We start from the raw sequence: 23,724 nt of genomic DNA, 5'->3' as shown, positions 1-23,724 counted from the left end.
CAAATGTCTAAAAAACTTACCTTTCAGGAAATAATTTTGACTTTACAGCAGTTCTGGAATGACCAGGGTTGTATGCTCATGCAGGCTTATGATAATGAGAAGGGGGCGGGAACGATGAGTCCCTATACCTTCTTGCGGGCTATTGGGCCAGAGCCTTGGAATGCGGCCTATGTAGAGCCGTCTCGCCGGCCGGCAGATGGTCGTTATGGGGAAAATCCTAACCGTCTTTATCAACACCACCAATTTCAAGTGGTTATGAAGCCTTCTCCAAGCAATATCCAAGAACTTTACTTGCAGTCTTTGGAGCTCTTGGGCATCAATCCGCTGGAGCACGATATCCGCTTTGTCGAGGATAACTGGGAAAATCCGTCAACTGGTTCAGCTGGTCTGGGTTGGGAAGTTTGGCTGGATGGTATGGAAATTACTCAGTTCACCTACTTCCAGCAGGTCGGAGGTCTGCCAACTCACCCGGTGACTGCTGAGGTGACTTATGGTCTGGAGCGTCTGGCTTCTTATATCCAAGAAGTGGACTCTGTCTATGATATTGAGTGGGCTGATGGCGTCAAGTACGGCGAAATTTTCACTCATCCTGAGTATGAGCATTCCAAGTACAGCTTTGAGGTCAGCGATCAAGACTTGCTCTTGGGGAATTTTGAGAAGTTTGAAGCGGAAGCTAAGCGCTGTCTGAACGAGCATCTGGTGCACCCGGCCTATGACTATGTTCTCAAATGCTCGCATACCTTTAACCTCTTGGATGCGCGTGGAGCCGTATCTGTGACAGAGCGGGCTGGTTATATCGCCCGTATTCGTAATCTGGCCCGTGTTGTGGCTAAGACCTTTGTGGCTGAGCGCAAGCGTCTAGGCTATCCACTTTTGGATGCAGAGACTCGCGAGAAACTCTTGGCAGAGGAGGGAGAATAATCATGGTAAAAAATTTATTAGTTGAATTAGGCTTGGAGGAAATGCCAGCCTATGTCGTGACACCAAGCATGAAGCAGCTGCGTGACAAGATGGGAGCTTTCCTGACAGACCATCGTCTGACCTTTGAGAAAATTGAAATGTTCTCCACACCTCGTCGTCTGGCGGTGCGCGTGGTTGGCTTGGCGGACAAGCAGTCCGATTTAACCGAAGATTTCAAAGGCCCTTCTAAGAAAATTGCTCTGGACGCTAATGGCAACTTTACCAAGGCAGCAGAAGGCTTTGTCCGTGGCAAGGGCTTGACGGTTGAGGACATTACTTTCCGCGAAATTAAGGGGGAAGAATACGTCTATGTGACCAAGGAAGAGGTCGGTCGCCCGGTTGAGGAAATCATCCCAGCAGTGACAGAAGTTTTGCAAGCCCTGACCTTCCCTGTCAGCATGCACTGGGCCAACAACACCTTTGAATACATCCGCCCGGTCCATACCTTAACTGTACTCTTAGATGAGCAGGCCTTTGACTTGGATTTCTTGGACATCAAGAGTGGACGTACTAGCCGAGGACACCGCTTCTTGGGTCAAGAAACGGAGATTGCTTCAGCGGATTCTTATGAAGATGACCTACGGGCTCAGTTTGTAATAACCAGCCCTCTTGAACGGGGAGATATTATTGTCGAGCAGATTCGAGCACTGGAAGAGGAGCACGGTGTTTCTATCGAAATTGACGAAGACCTGCTTAATGAAGTGTTGAATCTGGTAGAATATCCAACTGCTTTCCTAGGTAATTTTGATGCTAAATATTTAGAGGTGCCAGAAGAAGTCTTGGTGACTTCCATGAAAGAGCACCAGCGTTATTTTGTTGTGCGCGATGCTGAAGGCAAACTTTTGCCGCACTTTATCTCTGTTCGCAACGGAAATGCAGAGCATCTAGAAAATGTCATCAAGGGAAATGAAAAAGTCTTGGTGGCTCGTCTGGAAGATGGGGAATTCTTCTGGAGAGAAGACCAAAAACTGGCTATTGCCGACTTGGTTGAAAAGCTGAGCAATGTGACCTTCCATGAAAAGATTGGCTCTCTGGCAGAGCACATGGAGCGGACTGGCAAGATTGCTGCTCTCTTGGCGCAAGAAGCAGGATTGGATGCTGATGAGACAGTCGATTTGGCTCGTGCAGCGGCTATTTATAAGTTTGACCTGCTGACTGGTATGGTTGGGGAATTTGATGAGCTGCAAGGTATCATGGGTGAGAAGTATGCTCTTCTGGCTGGTGAGAATGCTGCGGTGGCAGCTGCCATTCGGGAGCACTATATGCCGACTTCAGCCGATGGCGAATTACCTGACACCAAGGTCGGAGCAGTCTTGGCTCTGGCTGATAAGCTGGATACTATTCTGTCCTTCTTCTCAGTTGGGCTGATTCCGAGCGGTTCCAATGACCCTTATGCTCTGCGCCGTGCAACTCAGGGTGTCGTGCGTATCTTGGACAAGTTTGGCTGGAACATTGACTTGGCTCAGCTTCTTGGTCGACTTTACGAACTGAAGTTTGATAGCCTAAGCTATGACAATCAAGAGGCTGTGCTGGACTTCTTCCGTGCCCGCGTTGAGAAAATGATGGATCGCGGCATTCCGAAAGACATCGTGGCGGCTGTTCTTCAAAGCACTCACTTCGTCGTACGCGATTTGGTAGAAACAGCTGCGCTTCTAGCAGAAAAAGCTCAGGAAGACAACTTCAAATCAGCAGTCGAAAGCCTGTCTCGGGTCTTTAATCTAGCTGAGAAAGCCCGAGGGCAGACAGCTGTCAATCCAGCTCTCTTTGAAAATCAAGAGGAAAAAGATTTGGCAGCTGCTATTGAAGCAGTGGAGCTTACATCTGACTTAGCTGCCAATCTGGATCAACTCTTTGCCCTCAGTCCAGTCATTGATGCTTTCTTTGACCATACCATGGTCATGGCAGAAGATGAGGCTGTGCGTAACAATCGCCTAGCTCTCCTAGCTTCTTTGACAGCCAAGGCTGGCCAGTTGGCGCAGTTTAATCAGATTAATACCAAATAAAAGGTAAGAGAGAGGTAGAATCATGGATCCTAAAAAAATTGAACGCATCAACGAACTGGCTAAAAAGAAAAAAACGGAAGGCCTAACTGCTGAGGAAAAAGTGGAACAAGCCAAGCTTCGTGAAGAGTATATTGAAGGCTACCGTCGCTCTGTTCGTCATCACATCGAAGGCATCAAGATTGTTGATGAGGATGGCAATGATGTGACACCTGAGAAGTTGCGTCAAGTTCAGCGCGAGAAAGGTCTTCATGGCCGAAGTCTGGATGACCCAGAGTCTTAAGTAGATATAAATAAAAAATCCCTCGCTAGGAAGCTAGAAAGTTCCTGTCGAGGGATTCTTTTATTCTTGTTTACGTTTTTTCAAAATGCGGAGGGCTACATAGATGCAGCTAACGATGATTGCTACATCCAGCCAGAAAATCCAAGGCTCCGTGATACGGAAAAAGAAATAAGCAGCGATGGCAATAATGAGGGACAGAATGCCTAGATCCATTTTTTCTTTGAGATTGAGTCTCATAGGTCTTCTTCCTCCTTTTTTTGTGCTTGACGAATCTTTCCTTTGGCAATGAAATGCATAATCAGTCCAAATCCAAGGCCTGCGGCTAATCCAGTTATAATGAGTTTAGGCTGAAGCAAAATTTGCAGGATATCTTTCTTTTCCATGACAGCTATCATGATGCCGAAGAGAGGATAAAAGAGCAGCCAATAAGAGAAGCCTGCTTTGAGACCAGCATGTTTCATAGCTTTTTCTTCTTTTTCATCCTGAAGTCCTAGCTCTAGGTCATCAATTCCTTTGCGGCGTGCTTGGATGATTATATAGACACAGAAGCCGAGGATAAGGATTTCTAGCATGATAGGATAGGCTAGAGCGATAATTTTGGGCCAGCGAAAGGCTAGGGGAAAGGCGATGGCATTGCCAAAAATCAGGATAAAGAAAAGCCAAATAAAGCCTATATTTCCTAAGTGCTCAGCCTGTTGGCGCTTTTGCTCGTCCAAAGGTCCAGTAATACCGTAAAATCGTTTAATCATCTTGTCTGAGAATGTTTCTTTTTTCATGTTTGTTTCCTTTCTTTAGGTATGAATGTTGCTGCAGGGAAAAACTCTTAGTCATCTGATTCTTCATCTGTCAGCTGGGGTTCCCAAAAGAGGGCGTTGAGGTCAGTATCCAGCGCTCTAGCCAGATTGATACAGAGCTCGAGGGTGGGGTTGTATTTGTTGTTTTCAATCATATTGATAGTTTGCCGCGATACCCCGATAGACTTTGCCAACTCTAGCTGAGACATCTTTTTTTCTTTTCGAAATTCTTTGACACGATTCATTACACCCTTCCTTTCTAATTCTATAACTGATAACTTTCAGCAAGTTTGTCAGTTATATTTGACTTTTATTTTATGCTAGTATAATACTTTTTGAAAAAAGTGTCAAGTATATCTGACAAAAAATTTAAAAAAGGATTTCATCCGCTTACTTTTTCTTTTAAATTTTTTTTTGCTTTTGAATGTGATATAATAAGTAAGATATGACAAACGAATTTCATCACATTACTGTTCTTCTTCATGAAACGGTTGACCAGCTGGCTGTTAAGCCTGACGGCATCTATGTCGATGCGACCCTAGGGGGTGCTGGTCACAGCGAATATCTTTTGAGCCAGCTCGGAAACGAAGGGCATCTCTATGCCTTTGATCAGGACCAGACAGCTATTGACAATGCTAAAAAGCGCTTGGCTCCTTATATAGAGCGGGGGATGGTGACCTTTATCAAGGACAATTTCCGCCACCTCAAGAGCCGTTTGCAAGAAGCCGGTGTGGAAGAAATTGATGGGATTTGTTATGATTTAGGCGTTTCCAGCCCTCAGCTGGATCAGCGTGAGCGTGGTTTTTCCTATAAACAGGATGCGCCTTTGGATATGCGTATGAACCGCGAGGCAGCCTTGACAGCTTTTGAGGTTGTCAATCATTATAGTTATCAGGATTTGGTACGAATCTTTTTTAAATATGGCGAAGACAAGTTTTCTAAGCAGGTTGCTCGCAAGATTGAGCAGGCTAGAAGTGTCAAGCCCATTGAAACAACGACAGAACTGGCTGAAATTATCAAGTCAGCCAAGCCAGCTAAGGAGCTGAAGAAGAAAGGTCATCCAGCCAAGCAGATTTTTCAGGCTATTCGGATTGAGGTTAATGACGAGTTGGGAGCGGCGGATAAGTCTATTCAGCAAGCTATTGATTTGCTGGCGGTGGACGGCCGGATTGCGGTCATTACTTTTCATTCGCTGGAAGACCGTCTGACCAAGCAGCTTTTCAAGGAGGCGTCAACAGTGGATGTTCCCAAGGGCCTGCCCTTCATCCCAGATGAACTGCAGCCTAAGCTGGAGCTGGTCAGCCGCAAACCAATTTTACCAAGCAAAGAAGAATTAGAAAGCAATAACCGGGCTCATTCCGCCAAGCTGCGCGTGGCCCGTAAGATACACAAGTGAGGAAAAAATGTCAGAAAAAAGACCAAACCCGCTTCAAGATCAGATGAGAAAATTTTCCCGAGTTGAGAAGGCCTTTTACGGCTCCATCGTTTTGACTGCCATTATTTTAGCGGTCAGCATCGTCTTTATGCAGACCAAGCTATTGCAGGTGGATCGGGATTTGACGGAAGTCAATACACAGATTGAAGCGGAGCAGACAGAGCTGGCCGACATCAAGCAGGAAGTCAATGAACTGACCCGCTATGAAAGGTTGTCCCAGTTAGCCAGCTCTCAGGATATGAAACTCCAGAAGGGAAATCGTAAAACAGTGAGTTCAACGGATGAAGAATAGAATTTTTGAAAGAATTAAAAAATACGCCCTGAAAAATAGGCAAACCCCTGAATACAATCGCCGGCAAGTGGGAAAGAGCATGAGTATCTTAGCTATCTTTCTCTTTTTCGTTTTCTTGATTAATTTTGCTATCATTATCGGGACTGACCAGAAGTTCGGTGTTAATTTATCAAAGGGAGCAGAAGTGGTCCATCAAAAGACTGTCACAGTCGCTGCCCGGCGGGGAACGATTTATGACCGAAATGGGGTTCCCATTGCAGAGGATGCCACGACTTATAATGTCTATGCCATTATTGACAAGAGTTACAAGTCAGCTACCGGCAAGATTCTCTATGTAGAAGAATCCCAGTACGATAAGGTGGCAGAGATTTTCAATCAGTACCTAGAGCTGGACAAGGACTACGTCAAAACCCAGCTGTCGCAAAAAAATCTCAAGCAGGTTTCCTTCGGGGCACAGGGCAATGGCATTACCTACAGTAATATGAACGCTATGCGGGAAGCCTTTGAAGCTGCTGGTATTGAAGGGATTGACTTTACTACCAGTCCTAACCGCAGTTATAATAACGGCGTGTTTGCCTCCCAGTTTATCGGTCTTGCCCAGCTGCAGGAGGATAAGGAAGGCAATAAGACGCTGAAAGGGACTTCTGGCATGGAGCAGGCGTTGGATAGGATTCTTGCTGGTCAGAATGGGATTGTGACCTACGAAAAAGACCGGAATGGCAATGTTGTGCCTGGGTCAGAAAAGGTCTCTGTACAAGCAGAGGACGGCAAGGATGTTTATACAACGCTGTCGGCTGATTTGCAAACCTACCTAGAAACGCGGATGAATGCCTTCCAGGAAAAGGTCAAAGGCAAGTTTGTCAATGCAACCTTGGTCAGTGCCAAGACTGGCGAAATCTTAGCCACTTCTCAAAGGCCGACCTATAATGCAGATACCAAGGAAGGCTTGAACGAGAAAAATCTGGGCAACTGGAACACCATGCTCTATCAAGGCCAGTACGAGCCTGGATCTACCATGAAGGTCATGACCCTGGCTTCAGCTATTGATAATGGCAGCTTTAATCCTCATGATACTTATGACAGTAGAGAGTACAAGGTTATGGATGCGACCATTCGAGACTGGAACGTCAACATGGGGATTTCAGAAGGGGAAACCCTGACCTTTGCTCAAGGCTTTACCTATTCCAGTAACGTCGGTATGACCATTCTAGAGCAGAAGATGGGCAATGATAAGTGGTTGGACTACTTGAGTAAGTTTAAGTTTGGTCTGCCGACCCGCTTTGGTATGGGGAATGAAACCTATGGCTCCTTGCCAGGTGATAACTATGTTACGATTGCCATGAGTTCCTTCGGTCAAGGGATTGGTGTGACCCAGGTGCAGATGCTGCGTGCCTTCTCGTCCGTAGCCAATGACGGTGTTATGGTAGAGCCTAAGTTTATCAATGCTATCCATGATCCTAAAACTAATACAGCTCGTAAGACTGCGACGGAAATTATCGGAAATCCTGTCTCAGAAAAAGCGGCTCAAACCACTCGGGATTATATGGTTCAGGTCGGAACAGACGCCTACCACGGAACCCTGAATGTCGGTGGAGAACCCGTCATCCAAGTGGCTGGTCAGAATGTCGCTGTTAAGTCAGGGACCGCTCAGATTGCTTCTGAAAATGGTTATCTAGAGGGTGAGAACGACTATATCTACTCAGTTGTTGCCATGACGCCGGCAGAAAATCCTGAGTTTATCATGTATGTGACAGTTCAGCAGCCTGAGGAAAAATTCCAGCCTATATTCTGGCAGGAAGTGGTCAATCCGGTCTTGGAAGAAGCAGTCGCTCTCAAAGACAGCCTTAATCTGACAACGGAGGCGACTCCGGCTCTTGAAACAGTCACTGAAGAAACCGGTTATAAAATGCCATCCGTAGAGGAACTGACCAAGCAACTAGGTCTGAAAAATCAAATCAGCCCTGGCGGTCTGGCAGATGAATTGCGCCGCAACCTAGTCCAGCCAATTGTGCTGGGAACAGGTGGCAAGATTAAAAAAGTATCTGTCAAAGAGGGTAAAAATCTCAAGGCTAATCAACAGGTTTTGATCTTGTCAGATGATTTAGAAAGTCTGCCTGATATGTACGGCTGGACCAAGGCCAATGTCGAACGTTTTGCCAAGTGGCAGGACATCGAAGTCACTTTCAAAGGAGAGGGCTCCAAGGTCGTCAAGCAGAGCGAGAAGACCAATACTTCGCTGAAAAAACTCAAGAAAATAACAATTACAATGGGAGACTAATATGCTTATTGCTCTTATTGCAGGAATCGTAACTTTTATCCTAACTATCATCGGCATTCCTGCCTTTATTCGTTTTTACCATAAGGCTCGTATCACAGGCCAACAGATGCACGAAGATGTCAAGCAGCATCAGGCCAAGGCCGGAACACCAACCATGGGTGGTACTGTCTTTCTCTTGACATCTGTTTTGGCCAGCTTTGTTATCGGTTTGTTTTCGAATCAGCTGTCCAACGGCCTCATCATGATTCTTTTTATCTTGGTCCTTTATGGTGTTGTTGGCTTTTTGGATGACTTCCTCAAGGTGTTTCGTAAGATTAACGAGGGTCTTAATCCCAAGCAGAAACTGTTTCTGCAGCTAGTCGGTGGAGTTGTCTTTTACTTCTTCTATAATCAGCATGGGGCAGGGGACTCTCTCAATGTCTTCACCGTTCCTGTCCAGCTGGGCTTCCTTTACATCTTTTTCGTTCTTTTTTGGCTGATTGGCTTCTCCAATGCTGTCAATCTGACGGATGGAATTGATGGTTTGGCCAGCATCTCGGTGGTCATCAGCTTGGTGGCTTATGCTGTGATTGCTGTTGAGCAGAAGCGTTTTGATATTCTGATTGTCATCATTAGCATGATTGGCGGCTTACTAGGCTTCTTTGTCTTCAACAACAAGCCCGCTAAAATCTTCATGGGAGATGTGGGAAGCCTGGCTTTGGGCGGTATGCTGGCTGCTATCTCCATTTCCCTTCACCAAGAGTGGACCCTGCTCTTGATTGGAATCGTCTATGTGTTTGAAACAACTTCTGTCATGATGCAGGTGACCTACTTCAAGCTGACCGGCGGCAAGCGGATTTTTCGGATGACTCCGGTTCATCACCACTTTGAGCTGGGAGGCCTAACTGGCCACGGCAAGGAGTGGAGCGAATGGAAGGTCGATTTCTTCTTCTGGGGAATCGGTATCGTGGGCAGTCTTTTGACCCTAGCTATCCTATATCTATAGCAAGAAGCGAGTCTCTGGCTCGCTTTTCTGCTTCTTAGATTTGAGGGTAAGCAGGATGGTCAATTTTTTGGTATAATAGTTAGGATAATAGAATAGAGGACAAGATGAAATTTACAGAATTTAAGTTTAAAGATTATATTCAGGAAGCGCTCGGGGATTTGAACTTCCTTAAAGCGACTCCAGTCCAAGAGAAGCTGATTCCGGTGGTATTGTCTGGTCGGGATTTAGTCGGGGAGTCCAAGACAGGCTCTGGGAAGACCCACACGTTTTTGCTGCCGATCTTTCAAATGCTGGATGAGGAAGCAGACAGTGTGCAGGCTGTTATTACAGCCCCAAGTCGGGAGCTGGCAGCACAGATTTATCAGGCGGCTCGGCAGTTGGCTAGCTTTTCTGAAAGAGAGATTCGGATGGCCAATTATGTCGGTGGGACTGACAAGGCTCGTCAGATTGGGAAGTTAGAGTCCAGTCAGCCTCATATCGTCATCGGAACCCCTGGGCGGATTTATGACTTGGTAGAGTCAGGCGACTTGGCTATTCACAAGGCAAAGACCTTTGTCGTTGACGAGGCAGATATGACGCTGGACATGGGTTTTTTGGCGACGGTTGATAAGATTGCGGGCCGGCTGCCAAAAGACTTGCAGTTTCTCGTTTTTTCAGCGACCATTCCACAGAAGCTACAGCCTTTTTTGAAAAAATACCTGTCTAATCCAGTCATTGAGCAGATTAAGACCAAGACGGTCATTGCGGACACCATTGAAAACTGGCTCCTATCAACCAAGGGACGAGACAAGAATGCCCAGATTTATCAAATCAGTCAGCTCCTACAGCCTTATCTGGCTATGATTTTCGTTAATACCAAGACGAGGGCAGATGAGCTGCACAGCTATCTGACAGCTCAAGGGCTCAAAGTTGCTAAAATTCATGGAGATATTGCTCCGAGGGAGCGCAAGCGTATCATGAATCAGGTCAAAAATCTGGATTTTGAGTACATTGTCGCTACCGACTTGGCCGCGCGGGGGATTGATATCGAAGGTGTCAGTCATGTTATCAATGATGCCATTCCTCAGGACTTGTCTTTCTTTGTCCATCGGGTAGGCCGGACCGGCCGTAATGGTCTTCCCGGCACAGCCATTACTCTCTACCAGCCGAGTGATGACTCAGATATTCGGGAGTTAGAAAAGATGGGGATTAAGTTCATCCCCAAGATGATAAAAGATGACGAGTTCCAGGATACCTACGACCGAGACCGTCGGGCCAATCGGGAAAAGAGCCGGGAGAAGCTGGATACGGAAATGCTGGGGCTGGTCAAGAAGAAAAAGAAAAAAATCAAGCCAGGCTACAAGAAAAAAATCCAGTGGGCTGTTAACGAAAAGCGCCGCAAGACCAAACGAGCAGAGAATCGTGCACGTGGCCGGGCAGAGCGTAAGGCTAAGCGCCAAACCTTTTAGTGATATACTTTTCTTATGGCTGTGATAAGAAAAATATATTAGTCTTTATGAGATAGATATGATAGACTAGTGAAACTAGTCTATTTTTATATTGGGCTTAGTGTGGCTTATTTGATATTTAGGAACACGAGATTTGCACTAGCTACTCACGTTTTGACTGCTAAAAGACAGTAAAAGCGAAGCAAATTCTTTGTTTTGTTCCAGAATTGTGTTAAAATATTTCATTATCAAGAAAAGGAAGTAATAATGGTGGTTACAACTTATCTTCTGACAACTGGTTGGTATGAGGAGTTACTCAAGTTCATTCCAGATGGTAAATTATTTAGTTTAAGGGTCGTTTTTGAGGCCATTCCTGGCATTTTGCAAAATCTGCCAATCACCCTTCTCTTGACAGCGGGTGGTGCAGTCTTTGGTATTCTGCTTGCCATGGTTTTTGCCATCGTCAAGATTAATCGGGTTAAAGTCCTGTATCCGATTCAGGCTTTCTTTGTCAGCTTTCTGAGAGGAACACCTCTGCTGGTCCAGCTCATGCTGACCTATTTTGGAATTCCTCTATTGCTGAAGGCCATCAATCAGCAGTATGGCACAAGTTTTAATATTAATGATATTCCAGCATCTGTCTTTGCGATTGTTGCCTTTGCTTTCAACGAAGCGGCTTATGCCAGTGAGACCATCCGGGCAGCAATCTTGTCCGTGGATCCGGGAGAAATCGAGGCTGCTCGCAGCTTAGGGATGACCAACAAGCAGGTTTATATGCGTGTCATTATCCCCAATGCAGCAGTGGTAGCGACGCCTAGTCTGATTAATTCCCTGATTGGCTTGACCAAGGGTACTTCTCTGGCCTTTAGTGCCGGTGTAGTGGAAATTTTTGCCAAGGCGCAGGCTATCGCAGGGGCAGACTACCGTTACTTTGAGCGTTTTATTTCGGTGTCCCTGATTTATTGGGCTGTCAATATTCTCATTGAACAGCTTGGCCGCTGGATCGAAAAGATGATGGATATCAAGCAGCCGGATAAATTTGAATCGCTTCAGCAAGCAGAAGGAGAAGGAATCTGATGATTAATATTTCACATTTAAGTAAGACTTTTTCAGGTCAAAAGGTTCTGGATGATCTCAGTTTGGACATTCAAAAAGGTGAAGTAGTGGCTTTGATTGGCTCTTCAGGTGCTGGGAAATCAACCTTTCTCCGCAGTCTCAACTATCTGGAACAGCCTGATAGCGGAAAGATTACTATTGACGGCTTTAAAGTAGATTTTTCAAGGATTTCCAAAGATGAGATTTTGCTGCTGCGTCGCAAGCTAGCCATGGTTTTTCAGCAGTTTAACCTCTTTTCCCGCCGGACGGCTCTGGAAAATGTCAAGGAAGGTCTGCTGGTAGTTAAGAAACTGTCAGACCAAGAAGCAACCAAGCTAGCCAAGGAAGAATTAGCAAAGGTTGGCTTGTCAGACCGAGAAAATCACTATCCTAGACATCTGTCAGGCGGTCAGAAGCAGCGGGTGGCTTTGGCAAGGGCTTTGGCTATGAATCCAGATGTTCTTTTGCTAGACGAGCCGACCTCAGCCTTGGATCCCGAGTTAGTCGGAGAAGTAGAAAAATCAATCGCTGATGCAGCCAAGTCTGGTCAAACCATGATTCTGGTCAGTCATGATATGTCCTTTGTCGCTCAGGTGGCCGACAGGGTACTCTTTTTGGACAAGGGGAAAATCATAGAGTCCGGCACACCAGATGAGATTATCCATCATCCAAAGGAAGAAAGAACCAAGGAATTTTTTGCTAGTTACAAACGAACCTATATTTGATATAATAGAGACAGTGAAGGCTCAGTTGGCTAGACCAGCTGAGTTTGTTTTCAGTCTCAGCGTGCTGTGGGGCAGACTTTCTTGTCTAGTGGGTGTTTTATGCTGACGGCTAGATTTGGAGTTGTTCTTATTTTTGTAGAATAAGGCTGATTGACCTTTGAGGAGTTGACATGTTAGATCAAATATTTGCACTTTATATCGAGAGCTTGCTTTATACAGCAGTCGGTGTAGGGATCATTGCGGGTTTATGGATTGGACTGCGGATGATTCACCGCAAGGACAAGACAGCCAAGGAGCGCCAGAGCCATCTGTACGATGTCCTTCTGATTGTCATTATGACGATTCCAGTCCTGTCTTTTGCAACGCTGGGCTTGCTCATTGTCCTAAAAGCTTAAATGCTTGTAAAACTGTAGAAAAGTTGTTAGAATAATTCTAGTTACAACAAGGAGAAAGAAGAGTTATGTACGATACAATTATTATTGGAGCTGGGCCTGCCGGCATGACAGCTGCCCTCTATGCAGCCCGCAGCAACCTAAAAGTTGCCCTGCTGGAGCGTGGTATTCCTGGTGGTCAGATGAACAATACAGCTGACATTGAAAACTACCCAGGCTATGCCAATATCAGCGGTCCAGAGCTAGCAGAGAAAATGTTTGAGCCTCTTGAGAATCTGGGTGTTGAACATCTATTTGGCCTAGTAGAAAAAATTGAAGACCGAGGCGATTTTAAGGAAATCATCACAGAAGATGAGCGTTTTGAAACTAAAACAGTCATCATTGCTTCTGGTGCCAATCATCGTCATCTGGGGGTTCCTGGCGAGGAAGACTACAACAGCCGCGGGGTTTCCTATTGTGCGGTCTGTGACGGCGCCTTCTTCCGTGATGAAGATTTGCTGGTTGTCGGTGGTGGCGACTCGGCGGTAGAGGAAGCTATTTTCCTGACGCGCTTTGCAAAAAGTGTGACCATTGTTCACCGTCGTGATGAGCTGCGAGCACAAAAAGTGCTGCAGGATCGCGCCTTTGCCAACGAAAAGATTCGCTTTGTCTGGGATTCTGTGGTGGAAAGCATCCATGGTGATGAGCGTAAAGTGACTGGAGTAACATTCAAGAATGTCAAGACAGGTGAAACTAGCCAAGCAGATTTTGGTGGCATCTTTATCTATGTCGGTTTAGATCCGGTTAGTGAATTTGCTACGGACTTAGGTATCACTGATGAGGCTGGCTGGATTCTGACGGATCATCAGATGAAGACTTCAGTAGCCGGCATTTATGCTGTTGGTGATGTTCGCCAGAAAGACCTGCGCCAGATTACGACGGCTGTTGGCGATGGTGCCATTGCCAGTCAGGAAGCCTACAAATATCTTACAGAGCAAGCATAAGAATATAAGCTAAGCAAGTGTGTCTATTCAAGTGAGTTGACAGGATTTGCTTAGCTTTTTTGGAATTATGATATAATAAAAGGTATCTAGCATAAAGGAGCAAGAAGATGTACCCAGATGATAGTTTAACGCTGCACACTGATTTGTACCAAATCAACATGATGCAGGTTTATTTCAAGCAAAATATTCACAACAAGCATGCAGTTTTTGAAGTTTTTTTCCGTAAAAATCCTTTTAATAACGGCTACGCAGTCTTTGCGGGCTTGGAAAGAATTATTTCCTATCTCAATAATCTGACATTCAGCCAGAGCGATTTAGATTATTTGCAATCCTTGGGCTATCACGGAGAGTTTCTGGATTATTTGCGGAATCTCAAGATGAGCCTGACCGTAAGGTCTGTTCAGGAAGGTGATTTGGTTTTTGCCAATGAGCCAATCGTGCAGGTGGAAGGTCCATTAGCTCAGTGTCAGCTTGTTGAGACTGCCCTGCTCAATATCGTTAATTTTCAGACCCTGATTGCCACCAAGGCAGCTCGTATCCGCTCTGTTATCGAGGATGAGCCTCTGATGGAGTTCGGTACGCGCCGGGCCCAGGAAATGGATGCTGCTATTTGGGGAACTAGGGCTGCGGTGATTGGCGGAGCTAACGGAACCAGTAATGTCCGGGCTGGCAAGCTCTTTGATATTCCAGTCTTGGGAACGCATGCTCATGCTCTCGTTCAAGTCTATGGAAATGATTATGATGCCTTTAAAGCTTATGCTGAGACTCATCATAACTGTGTTTTCTTAGTAGATACCTATGATACATTGCGCCTAGGTGTTCCGGCAGCTATTCGGGTGGCGCGTGAGCTAGGAGACAAGATTAAGTTTCTGGGTGTCCGTATTGATTCTGGAGACCTTGCCTATATTTCTAAGAAAGTTCGGCAGCAATTAGATGAAGCTGGCTTTCCTGATGCTAAGATTTATGCGTCCAATGATTTGGATGAAAATACCATTCTCAACTTGAAAATGCAAAAGGCTAAGATTGATGTCTGGGGCGTGGGTACCAAGCTCATTACAGCCTATGACCAGCCGGCTTTAGGAGCAGTTTATAAGATTGTAGCTATTGAAGATGAGAATGGAGAATTGCGCAATACCATCAAGCTGTCCAATAATGCTGAAAAAGTTTCTACTCCAGGCAAGAAGCAGGTTTGGCGTATTACCAGTCGTGAAAAAGGGAAGTCCGAGGGAGACTACATTACCTATGATGGCCTTGATGTCAATGGCTTGGAAGAGCTGGAAATGTTCCATCCGACCTATACATACATCAATAAAACGGTCAAAAATTTTGATGCCGTACCTCTTTTGGTGGAGATTTTCCAAGAAGGTAATTTAGTCTATGATCAGCCAAGTCTGACCGAAATTCAAACCTATGCCCGTAAGGAATTTGATAAACTCTGGGATGAGTACAAGCGGGTTCTCAATCCACAGGATTATCCAGTTGACCTGGCTAGAGATATTTGGCAGGATAAGATGGATTTGATTGACCAGATGCGCAAGAAAGCCTACCAGACAGGAGCAGAAAAATGAGCCTACAAGAAGGAATTATCGCTCAACTGGGCGTCAAACCAGTGATTGACCCGGAGGAAGAAATCCGCAAGTCAGTGGACTTTCTTAAGGCCTATCTGAGAAAGCACCCTTTTTTGAAAAGTTATGTTCTGGGAATTTCTGGTGGTCAGGATTCAACCTTGGCTGGCCGCTTAGCTCAGCTGGCTGTAGAGGAAATGCGAGCTGAGACTGGAGATGATGGCTATCGCTTTATCGCTGTCCGCCTGCCTTACGGTGTCCAGGCAGATGAAGATGATGCGCAAAAGGCTCTGGCTTTTATCCAACCTGATGTCAGTCTGACAGTCAATATCAAGGAATCTGCTGATGCCATGACAAAGGCTGTAGAGGCAACGGGTGCCAAAGTCTCTGATTTTAACAAGGGTAATATCAAGGCGCGCAGCCGTATGATTGCCCAGTATGCTTTGGCTGGTTCATACAGTGGGGCTGTCATTGGGACGGATCATGCAGCCGAAAATGTCACGGCCTTTTTCACCAAGTTTGGGGATGGCGGAGCAGATATCTTACCGCTTTACCGTCTCAATAAGCGTCAAGGAAAGCGGCTTTTGGCCGCCTTAGGAGCGGATCCGGCTCTCTATGAAAAGGTGCCGACGGCTGACTTGGAAGAAGAAAAACCTGGGATTGCGGATGAAGTTGCTCTGGGTGTGACCTACAATGAAATTGACGACTACCTCGAAGGCAGGTCCGTTTCAGCCCAAGCCCAAGAAACTATTGAATCTTGGTGGTATAAAGGGCAGCACAAACGGCATTTGCCAATTACAATTTTTGACGAGTTTTGGAAGTGAAAATCTCTTTTAGTCTGATCCAAGAAATGAGGAAGCTATGAAAATGATAGGTACACAGTCCATTGAAACCAAACATCTTTTGCTAAGACCTTTTCTGGAATCGGATGCACAAGCTATGTATGACAACTGGGCTTCTCGTCCGGATAATTTGCTGCATGTGACCTGGGATGCTCACGAGAGTCCTGAAGTCACCAAACAGTCTATTGCTCGCTGGGTTGAGAATTATCAAAACATGGATTTTTACAAGTGGGCCATCTGCCTGAAAGAAAATCCTGAACATGTTCTTGGTGATATTAGTGTGGTGGACATGGATGAGGCAGTCAATGCTTGCGAGGTCGGTTATATTTTAAGTAAAGACTATTGGGGGCAGGGGCTGATGACAGAAGCTTTGAAAGCTGTTTTAATCTATCTCTTGCAAGGTGCAGGTTTCAATCGTGTCACAGCAAGATTTGTAACAGCCAATCCAGCTTCTGGGCGTGTTATGGCCAAAGCTGGCATGAGCTACGAAGGCACTTTCCGTCAGGCTGTATTTCATAAAGGACGAGTCAAAGATTTTTCCGTCTATGGAATCCTAAGATCCGATTTAGAAAAAGGCTAGGACTCTTTTGTCCAGCCTTTTTACTTGCGCTCCTTTTTTAAAGTTCTATAATAGATGTATAATGACAAGGAGGATTCTATGCATTCGTTAGAACAAGATTTTACAGATAAGTTGTATGCTGCTTATGAGGCCAATCCCAAGTTTGCAGCAATGGAAAATGCTATCAGTCACAATGGCCTTTTGACTTCTTTGGAGAAGCGAAGCGCTGCCGTGGAAAATACACCAGTTTTTTCACTAGATCTCACGAAAGATAAGGTCAGTGACCAGAAAGCTTCAGGGCGCTGTTGGATGTTTGCAGCTCTTAATACTTTCCGCCACAAGATGATTGCGAACTTCCAATTGGAAGATTTTGAGCTATCTCAGGCCCATACCTTCTTTTGGGATAAATATGAAAAATCCAACTGGTTCTTAGAGCAGGTGCTGGCGACAGCTGACCAAGAATTGACTAGTCGCAAGGTCAAGTTTCTCTTAGACACGCCTCAGCAGGATGGCGGTCAGTGGGATATGGTTGTTTCCCTCTTTGAGAAATATGGGGTCGTACCCAAGTCGGTCTATCCAGAGTCAATCTCTTCCAGTGACAGTCGCGAGCTCAATCAGATTCTCAATAAACTCCTGCGTCAAGATGCGCAGATTTTGCGAGAATTAAGAGCGGAAGGGGCAGAATCGGCTGAACTTCAAACTAAAAAAGAAGAACTCCTACAGGAAGTCTTTAACTTTCTAGCTATGAATTTAGGCTTGCCGCCTCGCCAGTTTGACTTCTCTTATCGAGATAAGGACAATCATTTCCATAGCGAGAGCGGATTGACACCTCTGACTTTCTATCAAAAATATGTCGACCTCAAGCTAGATGACTATGTTTCTATCATCAATGCGCCGACTGCAGACAAGCCTTATGGTCGGTCCTATACGGTTGAGATGTTGGGAAATGTCGTTGGCAGCAAGCCCGTTCGTTATTTGAATGTTGAAATGGACCGACTAAAAGAGCTGGCTATTGCGCAAATGCAGGCTGGCGAGACCGTTTGGTTTGGCTCGGATGTAGGTCAGTCTAGCAATCGTAAGGCCGGTGTTATGGCAGAGGGGATGCACGATTTCACTGCTAGCATGGGTATTCGACTAACTCAGGACAAGGCTGGCCGCTTGGACTATAGCGAAAGCCTCATGACCCACGCCATGGTCTTGACAGGGGTAGACTTGGATGAAAATGGTAAGGCTAAGAAATGGAAGGTCGAAAACTCTTGGGGTGAAAAGGTTGGTAACAAGGGCTATTTCGTAGCCTCTGACGCTTGGATGGACGAATATACCTATCAAATCGTCGTTCGTAAAGAATTTCTGACAGCCGCAGAATTAGCTGCTTATGAAGCAGAGCCACTTGTGCTAGCACCATGGGATCCGATGGGGGCTTTGGCAAAGTAAGCTTTGATGAGAGAATAAGAAAAGAGTAAGAATTTTTCATTCTTACTCTTTTAGTTTGTATTCTAATCTTCGTCACTCTAGTCATTTCCACCGTTACCGGAAGAGGAGTCATTGTGGCTAGAAGAGCTATTGTTTGAATCGCCAGAATGCTCACCAGAAGCTGATGTGTCAGAGCTAGCTTCTGTACTGTAACTGCTATAGCTAGAAGAGTTATAGTATTGCTGGTTATTGTAGTAACGGTTATAGCCGGTACCACTGTTTAGGTAGACATAAGAGCCACTGCGGTAGAGACCATCTGGCATTTCCCAATCCTCTGAAGCAGAGCCATCTTGAGCTAGGTAAAGCATCATTTCGCGGTAGACATCTGTTGCAACCTTAACCCCGTCATCAAGGATTGGTGTCAGGCGGTTAGAGTAGCCAGTCCAAACGGCCATTGAATACTTAGGCGTGTAACCAACGAAGAGCTCGTCTGGTGTGACAATGCTAGAGTAGTAGTAAGGCTTGGTCAGCTTGGCTAATTCATCATCAGCATAGTTGGAGGTTCCGGTCTTACCGGCTTGATAAACACCTGAAATTGCAGCGTTTGTACCTGTACCAGACTGCAAGACTGTTTTCATCATGTCGGTCATCATGTAGGCTGTCGTTTCCTTCATAGCCTTGGAACCATTATTGGAGAAAGTCTTCTCCGTTCCGTCACTGAAGACGATGCGATTGACATACTGAGGCTTGTAGTAAGTACCACCATTGGCAAAGGCTGCATAGGCAGCAGCCATTTTTTCACTGCTGGCTCCGTATTCGTTGCCGGATTTGCTGGTATTACTTGAAAAGGCATTAACATAGAACATTTCAGGATAGTTAATCCCAATACGATTTAGGAACTTGAGGGACTCATCCAAGCCAACAGCTTCCAGCGTTTTCACAGCAGGAACGTTACGGGATTCCTGAATAGCGTATTGAATCGTCATCCCGTAATAATATTTTTTATCCCAGTTGTAGACTGGTGTGCTGGAATTCGGGAAATTATATGGAGCATCTGTGATAGGAGCAGCTGTCGAAGTATAGACTTCATTTTCCAGAGCTGGCGCATAATCGGTGATTGGCTTCATTGTTGAACCGAAGTCACGGTTGGTTTCAACAGCTTGGTTGGTACCAAAGGATACGTTGGTAGACTGGTGACGGGCACCGAGCTGGGCAATGACTTTACCAGTTTGCACATCCATAACAGTGGAGGCAACCTGCATTTCGTCATCTGGATAAGCTACATAGTCTCCTGTGTTGTAAATATCCCAAAGTTTCTTTTGGGCATCAGTGTTGACGTTTGTATAGACTTCCATACCAGTTGTTAGGACATTGTAACCAGTCTCTTCTTCTACTTGTTCAATTACTTCCTTAAGATAATTATCCATGTAAGCAGGATAGCTAGTGGAAGCTTTCAAACTTTGAAGTCCGTCGGTTACAGGGGTATTCTTGGCTTGCTCATATTGTTCATCTGTGATGTACTTGAGATCATGCATCTCACGAAGTACCAGATTACGACGGTTGGTCGCAGCCTCTGGGTGAGTATAAGGGTCATATTGGTTAGGTGCCTGAGGCATACCTGCCAGCAGAGCCGTTTGATGTAAGCTCAAATCTTTTAGGTCCTTGCCATAGTAGCTTCGGGCTGCTGTCTGCATACCGTAGTTACTGTTAGACATGTAGACTTTATTGACATAATAGGTCAAGATTTGCTGCTTGGTCGCTTTACGCTCAAGCTGAGCGGCCAGCCAAGCTTCTTGGATTTTACGTGAAAGGGTCGCGTCCGAAGAAGAAGTTGAGAAATAGGACAACTTAATCAACTGCTGGGTCAGAGTTGAACCACCTTGACGACCTCCGCGGATATTGCTAACAAGGGCACCTGCAATCCGAATAAAGTCCACCCCGCGGTGATTGAAGAAGCGATGGTCTTCGATGGCGACAATGGCGTTGACCAAATCCGTAGGAATTTCACTTGTTTCAGCATTGACCCGCTTTTCAGCGCCTAGGTCCGCAATCAAATTGTTATTGCTGTCAAAAATCTTACTGGATGTGGTCGCAATCAGGTCTTTTTCAGAAAGCTTGGGAGCCTTGACCGCATAGTAGGTAAATACCAAACAGCCAATCACGAATCCAATCATAAGCAGGGTTATAAGTGCACTTGCAAGATATTTCAAAGCCTGCATAAGAGTTTGTTTATTCATTTATAATACCACCTAGTAGTTTTTGTTCGATAATTTCAAGATAAGGAATGCTGGGAAGCTGCTGCATTTCAATCGGATAACCATGCTCTTGGATGTAAGTTAGAGGCATGGACTTCCCTCCCTTGTCGATCTTGTAAAACTCAATTAAATAAGAAGCTGGAAGTAGGTAAGTCTCCCTTAAGCTGGAAAAATGTAGTAAGACAAAGCAGATGCCCTTTTGCTCAAGGACTGCCTCCATATGCTCAATCTGATGCGAATGAAAATTTTTCATGGGCATCGATTTTTTCTGTCGGGTTTCCTTGGCTTCAAAGTCAATATAATGGCCCTTGTAGACACCAGAATAGTCTGTTGTAGAAGCTTGCCGAAAATAAGCCTCTACAATCTTGGCTCGGCTACGGTGCGGATAATCAACCTTAACAATCTGAATGGGGGTAGGCTTTTTATGGATGACAGCGAGTCCTCTGCTTAGATAGTAGCTGTTGGATTCGTTGATCATCTTTTCAAAAGACATCCCACGATTGGCAAAGTTAACAATGCCGGGAACAGGTCTGTTAATACTGCTTTTTGCCTTTAGCTTATGCGGATAGTTGACCATAAAACTCCTTATTGGTACAATAGCATCACTCTATTATACCACAAAAAACTTTTTTAAGGGAGAATAAATGACCAGTCTATTAATAACAGGCTACAAAGCCTTTGAAATCGGCATTTCAACGGAAAAAGATATGAGAATAAAAATCATAAAAGAAGCCGCTAAAAGGGACTTAATCCGTTTTTTGGAAGATGGAGTAGATTGGCTGGTTTTTATGGGTAATCTGGGCTTTGAGTCTTGGGTTTTGGAGCTAGCTAATGAATTGAAAAAGGATTATGAATTTCAGATGGCAACCATCTTTCTCTTTGAGAATCAAGGTGAAAATTGGAACGAAGCCAATCAAGCAAAATTAGCTGCTTTTAAGCAGACCGATTTTGTCAAGTATGCTTATCCGACCTACCAAAATCAAAGTCAATTTCGTGATTACAATCAATTCATCATTCAAAATACGGACGGAGCCTACCTCTTTTATGATGAAGAACAGGAGACAAAACTGAAATATCTTTACCAAGAAATGAAAAAACAAGAACAGTATTTTATCAAAAAATTAACATTTGATGACCTGAATGAAGTGGCCGAAAATTTTTCGGAAAATTAGATGATAAATCTTGATTTTTATAGTGCATTTTGTTTATAATTGAATATGACAAACTAGATTGGAGAGAGAAGATGGCAAGTATTATTTTTACAGCAAAAGATATTTTTGATCAGGATTTTAAACGCGAAGTACGCGGCTATAGTAAGTCCGAAGTGGATGAGTTTTTGGATGATATTATCAAGGATTATGAGACTTATGCAGCCTTGGTAAAGGAGCTGCGTGAGGAAAATCGCCGTCTCAAGGAAGAGTTGGCTGCGAAGCCGGTTGAAAAAGCACCGGTTCAGCCGACTCAGCCTGTCCAATCAACACAAGCGACTCAGTCAACTGCAGAAAACTTCCCTCAGATGACTTCTGCGACTAATTTTGATATCTTGAAGCGCTTGAACCGTCTTGAAAAGGAAGTATTCGGGAAACAAATTCTGGATCGTGAATAATGGTTCTTTTAGAACAGTGCAATTTTTGGATAATCGCGTGGAAATTTTAGATTTTCATGAGGAAAGTCCATGCTAGCACTGGCTGTGATGCCGGTAGTGTTTGTGCTAGGCGAAGAAATAAGCCTAGGGACGGATTTTTCCGTTACGGCGACTGAAAGGGCTAAGTCTTTGGATATGTCTGATTAGGTCTGAAAGTGCCACAGTGACGTAGTTCTTCTGGAAACAGAAGAAGTGGAACGCGGTAAACCCCTCAAGCTAGCAACCCAAACTTTGGTCGGGGCATGGAGTGCGTGGAAGCGAACATAGCACTCTGACTGGAAACAGTAGACAGATGATTATCGAAGGAAATGGTACCTAGTCATTTCCGGAACAAAACATGGCTTACAGAAAATTGCATATAGGCTGAGGCTAGGACGGCAAGTCCTGTCCTCTTTAAATTTTATAATAGAATAGCAAGAGAGTGGCTGAGCGCTCTATTCTCTGCCAAGTTCAACTAGCTGTTGCTTCATTTGTCTAATGGATATTTCAAGTAATGAGCTAGCTGACAAATGGCAGCGAAACCTTCTCAGCCCAAAATTTAAAAAGGGAGAGTGAGGAAAATCGATGTGACGAAATCACGATTTTTGTCTCACTCCCTTTGTTTGTATAGATTGGAATCCATTTAAAAAGCCGAGATGAAAGAAAAATTTAATTTAATTGCGACCGCAGCGGCAGGACTGGAAGCTGTTGTCGGCCGTGAAATCAGAGAGCTGGGGCTTGATTGTCAGGTCGAAAATGGCCGAGTTCGCTTCGATGGTGATGTCAGTACCATTATTCAAACCAATCTCTGGCTGCGCGCGGCCGATCGGATTAAGATTGTAGTTGGCAGTTTTCCTGCTAAGACTTTCGAAGAGCTCTTTCAGGGAGTTTTTGCTCTGGATTGGGAGAATTATCTACCTCTGGGAGCTAAATTTCCTATTGCCAAGGCTAAATGTGTCAAGTCAAAACTTCACAATGAGCCTGGTGTTCAGGCTATTTCTAAAAAGGCAGTTGTCAAGAAGCTGCAGAAGCACTATGCACGTCCGGAAGGGGTGCCCCTGCAGGAAAATGGAGCTGAGTTTAGGATAGAGGTTTCTATTCTAAAAGATGTAGCGACAGTGATGATTGATACGACAGGGTCCAGTCTCTTCAAACGTGGTTATCGGGCTGATAAAGGTGGTGCGCCGATTAAGGAGAATATGGCAGCGGCTATTTTACTTCTATCAAATTGGTATCCAGATAAGCCTTTGATTGACCCGACTTGCGGTTCTGGTACCTTTTGTATCGAGGCAGCCATGATCGGGATGAAGATAGCGCCGGGGCTTCATCGTTCCTTTGCCTTTGAAGACTGGAATTGGGTGGATAAAGACTTGGTAGCACAGTCTCGCTCGACTGCACTCAGTCAGATTGATCAGACCATCCAGCTGGATATTTCTGGCTCGGATATCGATGGCCGTATGGTAGAGCTAGCTCGAAAAAACGCTGAGCAAGCAGGAGTAGCAGAGCGGGTTCACTTTAAGCAGATGCGATTGCAGGATTTGCATACAGATAAGATTAATGGTGTGATTATCTCTAATCCGCCATATGGGGAGCGCCTCCTAGATGATGAGGCTGTGACCCGGCTTTATCAAGAGATGGGTGAAACCTTTTCGCCGCTCAAAACCTGGAGCAAGTTTATCCTGACTAGCGATGAAGTTTTTGAAAGTAAATACGGCAGTCAGGCCGATAAAAAACGCAAGCTTTATAATGGTACTTTAAAAGTTGATTTGTATCAGTATTTTGGCCAGCGGGTCAAACGTCAGTTAGATTAGAAAGGA

Annotated in this window: 24 protein-coding genes and 1 other RNA gene; 20 read left to right on the top strand and 5 right to left on the bottom strand. The window is 45.0% G+C overall.

What is annotated here, in order from left to right; all coding sequences use genetic code 11:
• The first annotated feature begins 3 nt into the window (after positions 1-3).
• From glyQ to RP262_RS03565, 3 genes are read left to right on the top strand one after another with little or no spacing between them, the layout of a single operon-like run.
• Positions 4-921, top strand: coding sequence for a glycine--tRNA ligase subunit alpha (glyQ, locus tag RP262_RS03575; protein WP_311154347.1), 918 nt, complete (start codon positions 4-6; stop codon positions 919-921).
• Between the two features lie 2 nt (positions 922-923).
• Entirely contained in the window at positions 924-2,963 is a 2,040-nt protein-coding gene (glyS, locus tag RP262_RS03570; protein ID WP_311154346.1) for a glycine--tRNA ligase subunit beta, read from the top strand.
• 22 nt (positions 2,964-2,985) lie between these two features.
• The gene (locus RP262_RS03565; protein WP_002916326.1) at positions 2,986-3,243 is read left to right on the top strand and encodes a DUF896 family protein; all 258 of its coding nucleotides are present in this window, start codon (positions 2,986-2,988) and stop codon (positions 3,241-3,243) included.
• Positions 3,244-3,303: 60 nt separating this feature from the next.
• Here RP262_RS03565 and RP262_RS03560 read toward each other — a convergent pair whose 3' ends face one another.
• Genes RP262_RS03560 through RP262_RS03550 form a run of 3 tightly spaced genes read right to left on the bottom strand, consistent with a single transcriptional unit; the run spans position 3,304 to position 4,282 of the window.
• Positions 3,304-3,480: a hypothetical protein gene (locus tag RP262_RS03560; protein WP_002927526.1), complete on the bottom strand. Its 177-nt coding sequence runs from the start codon at positions 3,478-3,480 to the stop codon at positions 3,304-3,306.
• Positions 3,477-4,019 (bottom strand): DUF3278 domain-containing protein, encoded by a 543-nt coding sequence (locus RP262_RS03555; RefSeq protein ID WP_311154345.1) that lies wholly within the window; start codon positions 4,017-4,019, stop codon positions 3,477-3,479. Before RP262_RS03555 ends, RP262_RS03560 begins: the two co-directional genes overlap by 4 nt.
• A 47-nt stretch (positions 4,020-4,066) precedes the next feature.
• Positions 4,067-4,282 (bottom strand): helix-turn-helix transcriptional regulator, encoded by a 216-nt coding sequence (locus RP262_RS03550; protein WP_002903294.1) that lies wholly within the window; start codon positions 4,280-4,282, stop codon positions 4,067-4,069.
• Positions 4,283-4,482: 200 nt separating this feature from the next.
• On the opposite strand from RP262_RS03550, the gene rsmH reads away from it, so the two are divergent.
• The 13 genes from rsmH (at position 4,483) to pepC (ending at position 18,049) form a co-directional block, all read left to right on the top strand.
• Complete coding sequence (gene rsmH / locus RP262_RS03545) at positions 4,483-5,433, top strand: 16S rRNA (cytosine(1402)-N(4))-methyltransferase RsmH (protein ID WP_311154344.1); 951 nt, start codon at positions 4,483-4,485, stop codon at positions 5,431-5,433.
• Positions 5,434-5,440: 7 nt separating this feature from the next.
• Positions 5,441-5,764 (top strand): cell division protein FtsL, encoded by a 324-nt coding sequence (gene ftsL, locus RP262_RS03540; protein WP_002893529.1) that lies wholly within the window; start codon positions 5,441-5,443, stop codon positions 5,762-5,764.
• Entirely contained in the window at positions 5,754-8,042 is a 2,289-nt protein-coding gene (gene pbp2X / locus RP262_RS03535; RefSeq protein ID WP_311154343.1) for a penicillin-binding protein PBP2X, read from the top strand. The genes ftsL and pbp2X overlap by 11 nt, the downstream gene beginning before the upstream one ends.
• 1 nt (position 8,043) lies before the next feature.
• The gene (gene mraY, locus RP262_RS03530) at positions 8,044-9,027 is read left to right on the top strand and encodes a phospho-N-acetylmuramoyl-pentapeptide-transferase (protein ID WP_311154342.1); all 984 of its coding nucleotides are present in this window, start codon (positions 8,044-8,046) and stop codon (positions 9,025-9,027) included.
• 104 nt (positions 9,028-9,131) lie between these two features.
• Entirely contained in the window at positions 9,132-10,475 is a 1,344-nt protein-coding gene (locus RP262_RS03525) for a DEAD/DEAH box helicase (protein WP_311154341.1), read from the top strand.
• A gap of 246 nt (positions 10,476-10,721) precedes the next feature.
• Positions 10,722-11,531: an amino acid ABC transporter permease gene (locus tag RP262_RS03520; RefSeq protein WP_311154340.1), complete on the top strand. Its 810-nt coding sequence runs from the start codon at positions 10,722-10,724 to the stop codon at positions 11,529-11,531.
• The gene (locus RP262_RS03515) at positions 11,531-12,274 is read left to right on the top strand and encodes an amino acid ABC transporter ATP-binding protein (RefSeq protein ID WP_311154339.1); all 744 of its coding nucleotides are present in this window, start codon (positions 11,531-11,533) and stop codon (positions 12,272-12,274) included. Before RP262_RS03520 ends, RP262_RS03515 begins: the two co-directional genes overlap by 1 nt.
• A gap of 170 nt (positions 12,275-12,444) precedes the next feature.
• Positions 12,445-12,669, top strand: a complete 225-nt coding sequence (locus RP262_RS03510) for a DUF4059 family protein (protein WP_311154338.1) — start codon at positions 12,445-12,447, stop codon at positions 12,667-12,669.
• Between the two features lie 65 nt (positions 12,670-12,734).
• The gene (gene trxB / locus RP262_RS03505) at positions 12,735-13,649 is read left to right on the top strand and encodes a thioredoxin-disulfide reductase (RefSeq protein ID WP_311154337.1); all 915 of its coding nucleotides are present in this window, start codon (positions 12,735-12,737) and stop codon (positions 13,647-13,649) included.
• 107 nt (positions 13,650-13,756) lie between these two features.
• Positions 13,757-15,217, top strand: a complete 1,461-nt coding sequence (locus RP262_RS03500) for a nicotinate phosphoribosyltransferase (RefSeq protein WP_311154336.1) — start codon at positions 13,757-13,759, stop codon at positions 15,215-15,217.
• On the top strand, positions 15,214-16,038 hold the full coding sequence (gene nadE, locus RP262_RS03495) for an ammonia-dependent NAD(+) synthetase (protein ID WP_311154335.1): 825 nt from the start codon (positions 15,214-15,216) through the stop codon (positions 16,036-16,038). The genes RP262_RS03500 and nadE overlap by 4 nt, the downstream gene beginning before the upstream one ends.
• A 37-nt stretch (positions 16,039-16,075) precedes the next feature.
• Entirely contained in the window at positions 16,076-16,636 is a 561-nt protein-coding gene (locus RP262_RS03490) for a GNAT family protein (protein ID WP_311154334.1), read from the top strand.
• A gap of 78 nt (positions 16,637-16,714) precedes the next feature.
• Positions 16,715-18,049, top strand: a complete 1,335-nt coding sequence (gene pepC, locus RP262_RS03485; RefSeq protein WP_311154333.1) for an aminopeptidase C — start codon at positions 16,715-16,717, stop codon at positions 18,047-18,049.
• Positions 18,050-18,126: 77 nt separating this feature from the next.
• On the opposite strand, the gene pbp1a is transcribed toward pepC, so the two are convergent.
• Entirely contained in the window at positions 18,127-20,265 is a 2,139-nt protein-coding gene (gene pbp1a, locus RP262_RS03480; RefSeq protein ID WP_311154332.1) for a penicillin-binding protein PBP1A, read from the bottom strand.
• Positions 20,258-20,860, bottom strand: a complete 603-nt coding sequence (recU, locus tag RP262_RS03475) for a Holliday junction resolvase RecU (protein WP_002905196.1) — start codon at positions 20,858-20,860, stop codon at positions 20,258-20,260. The genes pbp1a and recU overlap by 8 nt, the downstream gene beginning before the upstream one ends.
• 67 nt (positions 20,861-20,927) lie before the next feature.
• Between recU and RP262_RS03470 the strand changes: the two genes are divergently transcribed.
• The 4 genes from RP262_RS03470 to RP262_RS03455 all read left to right on the top strand — a co-directional run bounded on the left by RP262_RS03470 (position 20,928) and on the right by RP262_RS03455 (position 23,718).
• Positions 20,928-21,455, top strand: a complete 528-nt coding sequence (locus RP262_RS03470; RefSeq protein ID WP_311154331.1) for a DUF1273 domain-containing protein — start codon at positions 20,928-20,930, stop codon at positions 21,453-21,455.
• A 71-nt stretch (positions 21,456-21,526) separates the two neighbouring features.
• On the top strand, positions 21,527-21,889 hold the full coding sequence (gpsB, locus tag RP262_RS03465) for a cell division regulator GpsB (RefSeq protein WP_125337767.1): 363 nt from the start codon (positions 21,527-21,529) through the stop codon (positions 21,887-21,889).
• 21 nt (positions 21,890-21,910) lie between these two features.
• Positions 21,911-22,278: RNase P RNA component class B (rnpB, locus tag RP262_RS03460), an RNA gene on the top strand.
• 285 nt (positions 22,279-22,563) lie between these two features.
• Positions 22,564-23,718, top strand: coding sequence for a class I SAM-dependent RNA methyltransferase (locus tag RP262_RS03455; RefSeq protein ID WP_311154330.1), 1,155 nt, complete (start codon positions 22,564-22,566; stop codon positions 23,716-23,718).
• Positions 23,719-23,724 lie beyond the last annotated feature (6 nt).

Source organism: uncultured Streptococcus sp. (assembly GCF_963456385.1).
GTDB lineage: Bacteria > Bacillota > Bacilli > Lactobacillales > Streptococcaceae > Streptococcus.
This window is presented reverse-complemented; position numbering and strand designations above follow the sequence as displayed.